The 12,266-nt window shown below is 47.4% G+C and carries 14 protein-coding genes; 11 read left to right on the top strand and 3 right to left on the bottom strand.

All coding sequences use genetic code 11. The features are described 5' to 3' along the window. The first annotated feature begins 5 nt into the window (after positions 1-5). The gene (locus tag Q4579_RS07260) at positions 6-944 is read left to right on the top strand and encodes a hydroxymethylglutaryl-CoA lyase (RefSeq protein ID WP_303562848.1); all 939 of its coding nucleotides are present in this window, start codon (positions 6-8) and stop codon (positions 942-944) included. Between the two features lie 51 nt (positions 945-995). On the opposite strand, the gene Q4579_RS07255 is transcribed toward Q4579_RS07260, so the two are convergent. Next, the gene (locus tag Q4579_RS07255; RefSeq protein WP_303562846.1) at positions 996-1,289 is read right to left on the bottom strand and encodes a hypothetical protein; all 294 of its coding nucleotides are present in this window, start codon (positions 1,287-1,289) and stop codon (positions 996-998) included. 366 nt (positions 1,290-1,655) lie between these two features. On the opposite strand from Q4579_RS07255, the gene Q4579_RS07250 reads away from it, so the two are divergent. Then, the gene (locus Q4579_RS07250) at positions 1,656-2,663 is read left to right on the top strand and encodes a hypothetical protein (RefSeq protein WP_303562844.1); all 1,008 of its coding nucleotides are present in this window, start codon (positions 1,656-1,658) and stop codon (positions 2,661-2,663) included. A 454-nt stretch (positions 2,664-3,117) separates the two neighbouring features. On the opposite strand, the gene Q4579_RS07245 is transcribed toward Q4579_RS07250, so the two are convergent. Beyond that, complete coding sequence (locus Q4579_RS07245) at positions 3,118-4,074, bottom strand: transposase (protein ID WP_303562842.1); 957 nt, start codon at positions 4,072-4,074, stop codon at positions 3,118-3,120. Between the two features lie 486 nt (positions 4,075-4,560). Here Q4579_RS07245 and Q4579_RS07235 point away from each other — a divergent pair, with 486 nt between their 5' ends. From Q4579_RS07235 to Q4579_RS07200, 8 genes are all read left to right on the top strand, one after another. After that, positions 4,561-4,809 (top strand): DUF3297 family protein, encoded by a 249-nt coding sequence (locus tag Q4579_RS07235; RefSeq protein ID WP_303562841.1) that lies wholly within the window; start codon positions 4,561-4,563, stop codon positions 4,807-4,809. A 222-nt stretch (positions 4,810-5,031) separates the two neighbouring features. After that, on the top strand, positions 5,032-5,271 hold the full coding sequence (locus tag Q4579_RS07230) for a hypothetical protein (RefSeq protein ID WP_303562840.1): 240 nt from the start codon (positions 5,032-5,034) through the stop codon (positions 5,269-5,271). 28 nt (positions 5,272-5,299) lie between these two features. Further along, entirely contained in the window at positions 5,300-5,818 is a 519-nt protein-coding gene (locus Q4579_RS07225) for a GNAT family N-acetyltransferase (RefSeq protein ID WP_303562838.1), read from the top strand. Positions 5,819-5,886: 68 nt separating this feature from the next. Beyond that, positions 5,887-6,297, top strand: a complete 411-nt coding sequence (locus Q4579_RS07220; RefSeq protein ID WP_303562837.1) for a cytidine deaminase — start codon at positions 5,887-5,889, stop codon at positions 6,295-6,297. 238 nt (positions 6,298-6,535) lie between these two features. Continuing rightward, on the top strand, positions 6,536-7,462 hold the full coding sequence (locus tag Q4579_RS07215; protein ID WP_303562835.1) for a siderophore ABC transporter substrate-binding protein: 927 nt from the start codon (positions 6,536-6,538) through the stop codon (positions 7,460-7,462). Positions 7,463-7,504: 42 nt separating this feature from the next. Then, positions 7,505-8,479 carry an ABC transporter permease gene (locus tag Q4579_RS07210; protein WP_303562833.1) on the top strand — a complete coding sequence of 325 codons (975 nt, stop codon included), beginning with the start codon at positions 7,505-7,507 and terminating at the stop codon, positions 8,477-8,479. After that, positions 8,472-9,419 (top strand): iron chelate uptake ABC transporter family permease subunit, encoded by a 948-nt coding sequence (locus tag Q4579_RS07205; RefSeq protein ID WP_303562831.1) that lies wholly within the window; start codon positions 8,472-8,474, stop codon positions 9,417-9,419. Before Q4579_RS07210 ends, Q4579_RS07205 begins: the two co-directional genes overlap by 8 nt. A gap of 5 nt (positions 9,420-9,424) precedes the next feature. Next, on the top strand, positions 9,425-10,186 hold the full coding sequence (locus Q4579_RS07200) for an ABC transporter ATP-binding protein (RefSeq protein WP_303562829.1): 762 nt from the start codon (positions 9,425-9,427) through the stop codon (positions 10,184-10,186). Positions 10,187-10,224: 38 nt separating this feature from the next. Here Q4579_RS07200 and Q4579_RS07195 read toward each other — a convergent pair whose 3' ends face one another. Next, positions 10,225-11,448 carry an autotransporter outer membrane beta-barrel domain-containing protein gene (locus Q4579_RS07195; RefSeq protein ID WP_303562828.1) on the bottom strand — a complete coding sequence of 408 codons (1,224 nt, stop codon included), beginning with the start codon at positions 11,446-11,448 and terminating at the stop codon, positions 10,225-10,227. 309 nt (positions 11,449-11,757) lie between these two features. Between Q4579_RS07195 and Q4579_RS07190 the strand changes: the two genes are divergently transcribed. Further along, positions 11,758-12,114, top strand: coding sequence for a hypothetical protein (locus Q4579_RS07190; protein ID WP_303562826.1), 357 nt, complete (start codon positions 11,758-11,760; stop codon positions 12,112-12,114). Positions 12,115-12,266 lie beyond the last annotated feature (152 nt).

Raw genomic sequence — 12,266 nt, 5'->3', positions numbered from 1 at the left:
TGCGCATGAATGATTGCCTAGCGGCCAGAGATCTTCCGACATTACCGGCTTCTGTTCGCATTGTTGAAGTGGGTCCGCGTGATGGATTACAGAATGAGTCCAGTGTCACTGTGGGCGATAAGATTACTCTGGTGAATCAGCTGTCTGCAGCAGGTCTTCAGTATATTGAAACCGGCGCCTTTGTATCCCCGAAATGGGTACCGCAAATGGCAGATTCTGAAGATGTGTTTCATGGTATCCACCGAACATCGGGGGTCATTTACGCAGCCCTCGCCCCAAATCTAAAGGGTCTGGAGAGAGCGCTGGCTGCCGGTGCCGATGAAGTCGCAATTTTTGCTTCAGCGTCAGAGGGGTTCAGCCAGCACAACATTCACTGCAGTATTCAGGAGAGTCTGGCCCGGTTCAAACCCGTGATCGCGCAAGCGAAATCCAGCGGTATTCGTGTTCGGGGCTATTTATCCTGCGTGACTGACTGTCCGTATGACGGCCCGACGTCTCCTCAGCAAACCGCGCGCATTGCCCACGCTCTGTATCAGTTGGGCTGTTACGAGATTTCGCTGGGCGATACCATCGGCCGCGCCACACCTCTGCGGTTTGCAGCCATGCTGAATGCCTGCCTCAGCGACATCCCGGCTGAAGCGCTTGCAGTCCATTGTCACAATACCTGGGGACAGGCGCTGGCCAATATTTATCAGTCCCTGCTGATGGGAATCTCGACGATTGATACCAGTGTCGCTGGCTTGGGCGGATGCCCTTATGCGCCTGGGGCGAGTGGCAATGTTGCCACGGAAGATGTGGTTTACTTATGTGAACAATCCGGGATCCACACAGGCATTGATTTACAGAAACTTGCTTTGGCTGGCGAAGCCATTTGTCAGCGACTTGGCCGTCGACCATCTTCCAATGCAGCTTTAGCTTACATCGCAGGCCGAACACAAACATAAAATGATTCAACATCATGAGGCCGGTGTTTTCCACCGGCCTATTTCTTATAATCAGGCCATGTAGCTGTCCTCATCAGAGCGCAGTGTCCGCTGTTCAGCTTCCAACTCGCTCACTACACGCCATACCTTCTGCTCACGCCGTTGCTTCAAGTCTGACGGCATACCCAATCCGGAGCCCCTCAGTGAATCGTCAGGACCGACATACTCATCAATATGTTCATTGAATAAGGCCCGAAATTCCTCCATCGTTGGCATGCAATAATGTTCATTTTCATACACTTCGAAGATATGTTCGACTTTAAGTGAGATATCCCGTTTAATTCCATCAAAATCTGACATATCCATCTTACACCTCACCAAAAATAACCTATACAGGGGCGTATAGGTTTTCTATACCGATTTATTGTAGCCGAGTTTTATGACATCAAAGTGCTGCCGACACAGTGAAAAATACAGCAAATTATTCCCATTTCGCATAACTCTGTATCCCTGAAGGTTTTTTCATCAATATCGCCATTCCGAACATGTAATCCTTTTCATCAGTTGCAATCAAGAATTAGATCCAATTCAAAAATTACTAAGCTCAAGATTGTATCGGGACAAAACATCTCACTTGTCTATACTGAATATAGCTTGTGTTTCAATTTGTTAGCGATTGCACCGAGGGCCTACATGAGATGTTTTCATCGGTTAGGAATCATTACTTTTTTCATGACGTTCTGGCTCAGTTCGGTAAAAATTTGCTTTGCAGACAACACAATCGCAACGGATCCCTGGCAACAGTCAGAAGGGGTCACAGAAGATACCCTCATGCCAGCATGGCTGGAGGATACGCAATCCTCTCTCTCAGAAACCATCACCGAAGTCAGTTCAAATATTGATGAGTTCCTGAGCCTGAGTGATCTTGAAGATCCCGTACTCAATAAAAGCTATTTGCGGATCCGCCTTCAGCCTATCTATTCACATCGAGAATATTTTGAGTTTGATTCGAGCATCTCTTTGCGGATGGATTTACCGCATACCGAAAAGAACTGGAAATTGATTTTCGAAACGGATCCAGGAGACTTTGAAAGCCTCGAAGACAAAGAACGGGGACTGGTTGAAACCACCCGGACCGATAACCGGGGGGCCATTGGTGGGGTCCGCCTTGAAAGCCGCAAATTCGGCGAATGGTATGCCGATTTTGATATCGGCCTGAAGCTGCGCCTTCCACTCGATCCGTTCACCCGAGCGCAGTTCAGACGTACCGATAAACTGGGAGAAGGCTGGACCAGCCTGCTTCGTCAGGAGCTGTTCTTTTATCACAGCAAAGGACCGGGCAGTCTGACGTCAGTCGATCTCTATTACGCTCTGGAGCCTGCAGAGCTCACGATCCTCCGGATTGGGAGCAGCGCACAGTTCCTGGATGAAGATGACAACTGGCAGTTTGTGAATCTGGCCGAAATTTATGACCGGGTGAGCAGCCGGAATCTATTCACCTACTCCATCGGTACAAGTGCCAACAGTCGTCCCAACCTTGCCGCAGAGAACGCCTGGATTTCTTTCAGCTGGCAACGCAGACTGCACAAGAACTGGCTGTTCATGAAACTCACGCCAAGTCTCAACTTCCAAAAAGAACACGATTATAAGGTTAACCCCGGCATTCAAGCCGAAATCGAACTCTACTTCACGCAAAACCGCCAAATCAACAAGCTTTATCGCAGCATTCCGAAGCCGTGATTCCAATGCAGTCATTCCATAAAGGCCACTTTTCGCTCCCATTGCAGGGGGGCCTGGGCGTAACAAGGGGCGTAACAAGGACAGACACTTCAAGCTAAGTCCTCATAAGCTGAAGGGACAGGCGCATGAAAAAGCTACAGCCGGAGCTGAAGGGACAGTCGCTTCACTTTTTAGTTGCCTAACTTGTCTAAGTAACTTGTCTAAGGACAGACACATTAAGATAAATGAACCGACAATTTTTCTTCAAAGGACAGTCGTGCTAAGAAAATCTGCCAACATCCAAATTGCTTCGATGAACAATGTTCAAAAAACAAGTTCATTCATCAAACGATAGTATTTTGGAATTCAGGAGCCATTACTGCGGCAATAACAGTGATTTTCAGGCGAGTTGGGGCACAGAAGCGAACGCTTGTGCAATGAGAGTGCAATGAGAGTTCAGTGTCGTTGCATCACGCTACGGAATTTGTAATCCAGAACATCGCTGCCGGTTGAAATGCGGCAAAGCGTCTTGCATTACTGAAGCGGGACCGATCAATGTCCCCTTTTCTATTGTTGTGCAAATACTCAGCCATGCAACCGAATCCAGACCAAGTCGTTTGAGAATAGGCGACTGCGTTGCAGCGATACAATGATGAGATCTACTTTTCACCTGTCGGCCAGTCCAGTCAAGCAGTTGAAGGTAATCCATGAGTCGAAATGGCAGCCCTTCCGCCTCTTGCTTTCTTGGATTCCCTGCGAACGGAAAGAGAAATGGGGCGGTTTTCATGTCTTTGTGAAGCGATTCAATACGGGCTTTCACCGATGTAAAATCGGACGTTTCAGGTGTGTCAGCAATACCGGCTCGAATCGGGTTCAGATCAACATAAGCCATGGCCGCGGCTAATGCTTTTTCATCCAGCAATGCCTGACTTTTGAAACGCCCTTCCCAAAAATGGCCGGTACAGCCATCTTCGCGGTTGGCCTCCTGAGCAATATGTTGATTGAGCAGACGCATGAACCAGCTAATAGAGCAGAGGCGCTCCCGCCAGGTTTTGATGATTGCCCGGCATGCCGTTGTTTCTGTGTCCGATAAAAGCTCACCTTTTAAGTATCTTTGTATCAATACCGGCGCTCGATGTAAGGTGAGCCAGCGTTGAATCACCTCCTGTTCAGAAAGGCCCTGGGCTTGCTTCATGTTGATATAAAGCACAACATGATAGTGATTGCTCATGATTGCATAAGCACAGACACCAATACAGAACATGCTTGATATAAGCTGTAATCGCTCCTCTACCCAAGCACGCCGATGCGCGTAGCTGGTCTGTGTCAATTGGTCATAACCGCACAAATAGGATCGGCGAACACATCGGGAAACACAGTGATAATAAGGTGTTGCTTCAACACTGATAAGTTGGCTTCTGGCTGTTGTCATAAGGTTGCTTGAATAAGAACTGGATAAATAAACAGTGTCTGAGTTTAATTCCAGTGTATAGAGGCAAGTGATGATTGTGAGAGTTCATTCGAAAAGCATTGAAATTGATAAGGCAGATTTTTTCTTCAGGCGTCTGTCCTCATCATCTTGGATGCGCGTAGCTGGTCTGTGTCAATTGGTCATAACCGCACAAATAGGATCGGCGAACACATCGGGAAACACAGTGATAATAAGGTGTTGCTTCAACACTGATAAGTTGGCTTCTGGCTGTTGTCATAAGGTTGCTTGAATAAGAACTGGATAAATAAACAGTGTCTGAGTTTAATTCCAGTGTATAGAGGCAAGTGATGATTGTGAGAGTTCATTCGAAAAGCATTGAAATTGATAAGGCAGATTTTTTCTTCAGGCGTCTGTCCTCATCATCTTGAGCCAAAGGGGTGACTTGACTAAAATGCACCTCTCGATATCCATTCTCAGGTCATTAATATGAGCGACAACAACGCTAAACCAGCTTTACCGGATCATCTGGCGGGCAATCCGCGCAGCCCACACTATGTGGCAGAGTGCTTTGAGCACGCGATTGGCATTCGACTCAATGGTAAAGAACGCACCGATGTTGAAGAATACTGCATCAGCGAAGGCTGGGTGAAAATCGCATCTCCAAAAGCAAAAGACCGCTGGGGTCAGCCCATGCTGATCAAACTGAAAGGTGAAGTAGAAGCCTTCTATAAATAAGGTTTTCTACGAGCATCATTCCTTTACATAGAGCCATACTTTGGCTCTATGTACATTTTCTCTGGCACCTTCCATTTATCCAGCCCATTCTCACATTTGCATATTCTCGCACTTTTCAAATCAGCCCCTTTCGTATAGCGTGTTCTCTGATTTTCAGAGACGTGATTTGTGCCTCTGAAATCTTTCAATTTCCTATCCCACAGCAATTGATCAGGAGAAAGTATGGCATTTTCGAAATCTGAGCGAGAAGCGCTATTGGCTGTGAAGGGTGTCGGCCCGACTGTTTTGAAACGATTTGAAGAAATTGGCATCGACTCAATGTCCGAGTTAGCAACTTATCGCGCAGAAGACATTGCAGAAAGAGTTGCGTCAATGCTGCGAACAACCTGCTGGAAAAATAGTCCGCAAGCAAAATCGGCGATTGAAGCTGCAATCCATCGCGCCAAAATCGGGTTGGATTGAACAACATGATTCATCATGGAGTGGCATCTTGAAGATCAATTTACAACCGCATGAAAACGTCATCATTACCCCAGTCAGCTCATCACATGTAATCAGTTTTCATCAATGCTTAGATACCGTTGCCAAAGAGAAACAATATCTGGCACAGACAGCAGCCTTACCGCTGGAAACTTTCACCCAATTTGTGAAAGAAAACGTAGCAAATGATGCGATTCAGTGGATTGCATTAGCCGGTCAACAAGTTGTCGGGTGGGCCGATATTTTTTCGCATTGGGCCCCCACCCTCAGGCATCGTGGTCAGTTAGGCATGGGAGTCCATCCTGATTTCCGTGGTCAAGGTATCGGCGAGCTATTACTAAAATCGTGTTTAACGAAAGCCAAGTCAAAAGGTGTATCGCGCGTGGAACTAGAAACTCGTGCAGATAATCAGGCGTCTTTAAATCTGTATCAAAAGCTAGGGTTTAACATTGAAACAGTCATTCCCAATGGCATGAACTTTGATGGCAAATACTTTGATACGGTTCAGATGTCACTGGTCTTCGATTGAATTGAACGCACACATGCATCCCACGCTACGTCATGTCGGATGTTGCTGCTCAATATGGAACCCGCAAAATGGAACACATCGAAAAAGATCTTTATGACGCTGCAATACAACTCATTCAAACGCGATATCCAACCGGCTGGGGTGGCGCAGCAGCGGTGAGAACCGCTTCCGGAAAGATATTAACCAGCATTGCCCCAGACATCAAAAATGATGCGCTATCCCTGTGCATGGAAGTCGGGGCATACTTAGAAGCGCATAAATTGAATGATGCCGTAACGCATTCATTGTGCCTCTGCCGAGAAGATGAAAAGAGTGCATTTATGGTGTTATCACCTTGCGGCATTTGTCAGGAGCGTCTGGTCCATTGGGGTGGCGATGTTCAAGCTGCAATCACCACCCTAGGCAACGAACTGGTTTTTAAAACTATACGAGAGCTCATGCCGCATCACTGGTCTTTGGTGAACGGAACAACGCTATAACAAGGCAATGGTAAATCAATGTAAAGCGTTGATGGGCGAACGAACCTCAGCACAACGCCAATAACACTCACAAATGCATGATTTAAAACGAATTTAATAAATCACCCTCACAAGCAAAGCGAAAAGCAGCACCACAAAAACAAACACAAAGAAGAACGATTCTCAGTTTTATTCGTGACAACATTCCGTAAATTGAATAGCATTGTGCGACTTATTTCATCCTTAGGACGTATACACAATGAAATCATTCGGTCTTCTGTCTCGCATTGTCCTGCTTGCTGCAGGTTTGCTTGCCACGCAAGCGGCCTTCGCTGAGAACCACTCCCCCAAAACAATCAAACACGCATTGGGTGAAATTACGCTTGATCAGGTCCCACAACGGGTTGTTGTACTGGGTCAGGGAAGCCTGGACACCCTGAACCGACTGGGTATTGAGCCAGTGGGAGTGGTGAAATCGATGATGCCTGCTTATCTCAGTAAATATCAGGATGATCAATATGTGGGCGTTGGATCGGTTGTAGAACCAGATTTCGAAGCGATTTTCATGGCGAAGCCCGACCTGATCATTGCTGAAGCACGAATGACCGCATTGATGGATCAGCTTCAGGAGATTGCACCAACCATTATGTACTCCGTCGAGTACGGGCAATACTGGCAGGATGCACAGAAAAACTGGCGGATGCTGGGTGAGATCTTCAACAAACAGGCTGAAGCAGAACAACTGATTTCGGAAGTCCAGACCAAACTGGATGCCACCCAAAAACGTGTCAAAGACAGTGGCATGAATGCACTGATGCTGATGAACAACGGCAACAAACTCGCCATGTTTAATGAAGGCAGTCGTTTTTCTATGGTCTTCAACGATTTTGGCTTCTCCCCTGCCAGAAGCGAGAAAGTGTCCGCAGGCGGCCCACACGGCAACCTGATTTCATTTGAATATATCGCAGATGCTAAGCCAGATGCCCTGCTCGTGCTTGACCGTGAACAAGCCATTGGCCGCGATACCGGTAAAGCGAAAGCCCGTTTCGATAATCCGCTGGTCAAATCCACGCCAGCTTTCAAGCAGAATCATATTGTCTACCTGAACCCGAATGCCTGGTATATCACCATGGCTGGCGCAACAGCGACCGAGCTGATGATCGACGATATTAACGCCCTGTTCTAACCCATGTTGTGAGATCTGCCTTCGGGCAGGTCTCGGTTTACTATGAAGTCATCAAGTATTTATTATTCCCGTATATTTATTTCGGGCACTTTGCTCTTATTGCTCAGTGCAGCCTCTTTATCCGTTGGTGTTGCAGACCTGCATCTCAGCCAGTTATGGCAAGGTGACCTGGAAGCGACGTCTATCCTGATTGCCAGCCGTATACCCCGGTTGCTTGCCGTTTGTCTGGCGGGTGCGGGATTAAGCATTGCCGGACTCATCATGCAGCAGATCTGTCAGAACCGATTTGCCGCACCGGATACCACAGGCACCATCGACTGCGCCCTGCTTGGTTATGTGGCCAGCATGGTGTTCTTCACCGGTTTGAGCAAATGGGTGGATTTAGCGGTCATTTTTGCATTTGCAGTCGGTGGCACACTGCTGTTCGTCAAGTTTCTGCAACGACTCACCTTCAAAAATACAGTACTTGTTCCTCTGATTGGGATGATGTTTGGCAATGTGGTCTCCGCATTTACACAGTTCATTGCCTACAAATATGATCTGGTTCAGACCATGGAAACCTGGACAATTGCTAACTTTTCCTCCGTCCTTCAGGGGCAGTATGAGCTGTTGTACCTTGCGATTCCGGCCTCTGTGCTTGCCTATCACTTTGCCAGCCAGTTCAGTGCGGCCAGTGTTGGCGAGAGTTTCGCGAAAAATATCGGCCTGAACTATCAGAATATCGTGCTGATCGGCGTTGTTATCGTCGCCGTTATTTCAGCGTCCGTCGTCATGATCGTCGGGGTGATTTATTTTGTCGGCCTGATTATTCCGAATCTGGTGTCTTTATTCCTCGGCGACAACATGAAGCGCAACCTGCCCTGGACAGCCTTCTGGGGCGTTGTGGTCGTCCTGGCCTGTGACATTCTGGGACGATTGATTATTTTTCCGTATGAAATCCCAATCTCGATGATCGTGTCTGTGCTCGGCGGTGCTGCGTTCATCTATCTGGTTCTCAAGGACAAAACCAATGCGTGATTCCATGAAAGTTCTCTGGATGGCAGCGTTGTCTGTGCTGGTCATTGGCTATTTCATCGGTCAGGGACTCACACCGGATAACTACAGCTTCTTTCTGTCCCGTCGTATTCCGAAAGTCCTGGCGATTTGTCTGGCAGCCATTGCTATTTCAGCCTCTTCAATAGTGTTCCAGACCATCACCAATAACCGGATTCTGACCCCTTCGATTCTTGGCTTTGACTTTCTTTACGTCATGCTGCAAACCTTGATTGTGGTGATCTTTGGCAGCGCCAGCTTTCTGATTATCAATCAGAAGATCAATTTCTTTGTTTGTGTGTTCCTGATGACTGGCCTGTCTACCCTGCTGTTCAGTCTCTATTTCCGTCGCCGCAATACCAACGTTTTTACCCTGCTGCTCCTGGGGATCGTACTGGGCAGCCTGTTCTCCAACATCTCGAACTTCTTTGCCATGCTCATCGACCCGAATGAGTTCACTGTGGTTCAGAACGCAATGTTTGCCAGTTTTAACAATGTAAACAGTGAATTGGTTTACTGGTGTATTCCGATGCTCCTGATTTGCCTCTTGTACTTGCTGCGACTGTCCCCGCAATTAGATGTGATGTGGCTGGGTGAGGATAACGCCAAGAGTTTGGGGGTCGATACCCGCAAACTCACGCTGCAGGTCATGCTGGTCGTCTCTGTGATGATTTCAGTCTCGACCGCACTGGTTGGCCCCGTTCTTTTCTTCGGCTTGATTGTTGTCAGCCTGACGCGAGAAATATTTCGGACATACCATCACAGAAACCTGATTCTGATCGCCAGCCTGATGGCTGTCCTACTACTGATCAGCGGTCAGTATTTTGTGGAAAAAGTCCTGCACTTTGAAACAACAGTGAGTGTCCTGATTAACTTTGTCGGTGGGAGTTATTTTCTGTACCTGCTGACCCGAAATAAAATCTGAAACTTATGATTGAATTAACCGGATTAACCAAACATTACGGCAACACCCCTGTGGTCAAACATGCCTCGGCGCTTTTTCCCAAAGGTGAAGTTACATCGATTATCGGTCCGAATGGTGCCGGTAAAAGTACCCTGCTGTCCATGGCGAGCCGACTGACCCAAAGCGATGCCGGTGAAGTCGTGATTGCTGGCACACCGCTCTCCCAATGGGACAGCAAAGCGCTGTCGAAGCGTTTGGCTGTCCTGCGACAATCCAATAACATAAACATGCGGTTCAAAGTCCGTGAGCTGGTGGCCTTTGGTCGTTATCCGCATTCACAGGGACGGCTGACGCCTGAAGATAACCGTATTATCGATGAAGCCCTGGATCATCTGGGGATCCGTGAAATTCAGGATCGCTTTATCGATGAACTCAGTGGCGGCCAGCGACAGATGGCCTTTATTGCCATGGTCGTTGCACAAGATACAGACTATATCTTTCTCGATGAGCCGTTAAACAATCTGGATATCCGTCATTCCGTGGACATCATGATGACGCTTCGCCGACTCGCAAAAGAAATGCACAAAGCTGTGGTGATCGTGATTCACGATATCAATTTCAGTTCCTGCTATTCAGATAACATCATTGCGATGAAACGCGGAGAAGTGGTTGCAAGCGGAAAAGTTCATGACGTGATCGAAAAAACGATTATGGAGGAAATGTACGAGATCCCGTTTGATATCAAAGAAATTGACGGCCAGCGGATCTGTCTGTATTACGGTGGATAATCAACTCACTCAGCCCGCCTCTCCGGCGGGTTGTTGGTTTAACGGAATGGAATAATCACCCCCACGCTGTACAGAGCGGGATTCAAGTCATTCAACCCGACCAGTGTGCTGGCTTCTGCATAACCAATCCATTTATCGTTAAATGCACCGGAAACGCCGGCATGAAAGCGGCCATAGAATCGATCATCAGCCTGAGTAATCACAGGCAGGTTACTGCTTGTATACGCAGACCGGAACTGGCTGATGATCCGATCTGAATCGTACTGATAATCATAATGCAGATAACTTTTCACATAAGGCTGAAATAACCCAAGACTGGTACGAAACGGTTTAGAAATCGTTGCGCCGGTAATGAAAGTCATCCCCTCAAGTTTATTGATATCGTCTACCTGCGAAATGACATAATTCGAATTGCCTTTCGATAGCCGCTCGTTATAGCGATCCTGATCAGACAATGTGTACTGTACGGAACTTTCCAGCGCGACCTTCGCATAGGGATAATCGACCACATAGCCGCCCCCCAGTGTAAACACCCAGACATCAGAGTCTGCATCATCCATACTGCTAACCACAGGATCGCTGTACATATTCACCTGACGCTCCATATCCGTATCGATCAGCGCGTAACTGGCAGTGAAATCCAGAAACCATTCGTTTTCGAAGTAACTGAAGTACCCGGATGCCACCAGACCATCAATATCACTGCCCTGCTCGTTATCGTAATCCGCAGATCGATAGGTTGGCATACCGAGCGCCAGACCAAACAGGTAGTTGTTATTCAGCAGATAATCTCCCCCCATGGTCAGGGAATAACCATCCGTGACCACAGGTTGTGTGCGCCCAATCGGTGACTGATTCAAGGTCAGCTGCGGCTGCGCGCGAGCAACTCGCATATACGTCCCCAATCCGCCCTGAGAGTTATCAAAATACGAGGTTTGCGCGTATTCAGGTCCTGCATAAGCGGATCCATAGAAGCTGCGGGTTCGGCTATCTTCACGAATACTGCTGGTCCGGCTGCTGACATCGCCGGGATACAACGCTAAAGGAGAAGAAAACAGGCTGACCGCCGGGTGTAGGGATTCTTTCTGACTGGCTTTATCAATGCGGACATCGTTCGCAATCGTGGAGAGTGAGTTCATTACTTCATCTGAAACTGAACTGACAAAACTGGATTTACTGCTGTCGGCCCAGGCTTGAGATGCCGTGGCTGTGAGCAGAACAACAGGTATCCAGACACCGTGACAGCGATGTACGCATTTCATAAAACCCCCTAAATCGACACGCTGAATATATGTACGCTTTGTTTTATTAGGTATATCTAATACAAGTAATGCATCGTCACTAGTGCAGCTAACCTTGAGTATAGGGAGCGGATTTTTTGAGCAGTGTCGCAAAAATAACACTCATAATTTTTTGCGATCCGAAGAATGCAGTATGAGTATTTGTCTGATGTGCCTGGGCCCTGCAACTCATTGATGATATGACGCACTGTCAAAGATATGCATGCAGGAACCGCAGAATTATCACAGGCGGTCTTTTTCTTGCCCGATAAAAACTCAACCGAGGCTGATATGCAATTACGTCCATTTTTATTTCTGACCGTCAGCATGATGACTTTACCGTCCTATGCTGACAATCTGGATCAGGCTGCAAGAGATGTCTGCGGTTGTCTGGCTGCACCCTATGCTGAGCTTGAGAAAGCTTTACAGTCGATGAAAACAGAAGAAGGGAACGACATCAGTCAGCTGATGAGTTCGCAGGGAAAGCTCACCACCTTATTTCAGGAAACAGAAAAGTGTACCGAAGCACTGCGAAAGAAATATCCGGAAATTGATGCAAACAATGATCTGAAAAAGCAGGTCTTGGACAAAACCCGTCAGTATTGTCCAAACCCGCTTGAAACCGTTGACTTCAGTGCCCCCAATTAAGCGGATTTCACCTGTAATACCAATCAAAGTAAGTCAATGATCAGAAATAGCGCAGGGGAAATGTTTGAGAACAAGGCAGACTTTTTAGATAAGTCGTGATTCTACAATCAAAAAATCTAACGCAGTGATCGAATATTTGAACAAGCTAAGAT

It is taken from the genome of Photobacterium sp. 1_MG-2023 (assembly GCF_030547945.1).
Lineage (GTDB): Bacteria > Pseudomonadota > Gammaproteobacteria > Enterobacterales > Vibrionaceae > Photobacterium.
Note: the sequence above shows the minus strand (reverse complement) of the source record. Positions and strands in the feature narration are given on the sequence as shown.

What these genes read in the sequence shown, in the direction of transcription:
- Q4579_RS07190 (WP_303562826.1), top strand. Translation starts at nt 11,758, where the DNA reads ATGCAATTACGTCCATTTTTATTTCTGACCGTCAGCATGATGACTTTA.
- Q4579_RS07245 (WP_303562842.1), bottom strand. Translation starts at nt 4,074, where the DNA reads ATGACAACAGCCAGAAGCCAACTTATCAGTGTTGAAGCAACACCTTAT.
- Q4579_RS07260 (WP_303562848.1), top strand. Translation starts at nt 6, where the DNA reads ATGAATGATTGCCTAGCGGCCAGAGATCTTCCGACATTACCGGCTTCT.
- Q4579_RS07215 (WP_303562835.1), top strand. Translation starts at nt 6,536, where the DNA reads ATGAAATCATTCGGTCTTCTGTCTCGCATTGTCCTGCTTGCTGCAGGT.
- Q4579_RS07195 (WP_303562828.1), bottom strand. Translation starts at nt 11,448, where the DNA reads ATGAAATGCGTACATCGCTGTCACGGTGTCTGGATACCTGTTGTTCTG.
- Q4579_RS07210 (WP_303562833.1), top strand. Translation starts at nt 7,505, where the DNA reads ATGAAGTCATCAAGTATTTATTATTCCCGTATATTTATTTCGGGCACT.
- Q4579_RS07200 (WP_303562829.1), top strand. Translation starts at nt 9,425, where the DNA reads ATGATTGAATTAACCGGATTAACCAAACATTACGGCAACACCCCTGTG.
- Q4579_RS07205 (WP_303562831.1), top strand. Translation starts at nt 8,472, where the DNA reads ATGCGTGATTCCATGAAAGTTCTCTGGATGGCAGCGTTGTCTGTGCTG.
- Q4579_RS07250 (WP_303562844.1), top strand. Translation starts at nt 1,656, where the DNA reads ATGACGTTCTGGCTCAGTTCGGTAAAAATTTGCTTTGCAGACAACACA.
- Q4579_RS07235 (WP_303562841.1), top strand. Translation starts at nt 4,561, where the DNA reads ATGAGCGACAACAACGCTAAACCAGCTTTACCGGATCATCTGGCGGGC.
- Q4579_RS07230 (WP_303562840.1), top strand. Translation starts at nt 5,032, where the DNA reads ATGGCATTTTCGAAATCTGAGCGAGAAGCGCTATTGGCTGTGAAGGGT.
- Q4579_RS07255 (WP_303562846.1), bottom strand. Translation starts at nt 1,289, where the DNA reads ATGGATATGTCAGATTTTGATGGAATTAAACGGGATATCTCACTTAAA.
- Q4579_RS07220 (WP_303562837.1), top strand. Translation starts at nt 5,887, where the DNA reads ATGGAACACATCGAAAAAGATCTTTATGACGCTGCAATACAACTCATT.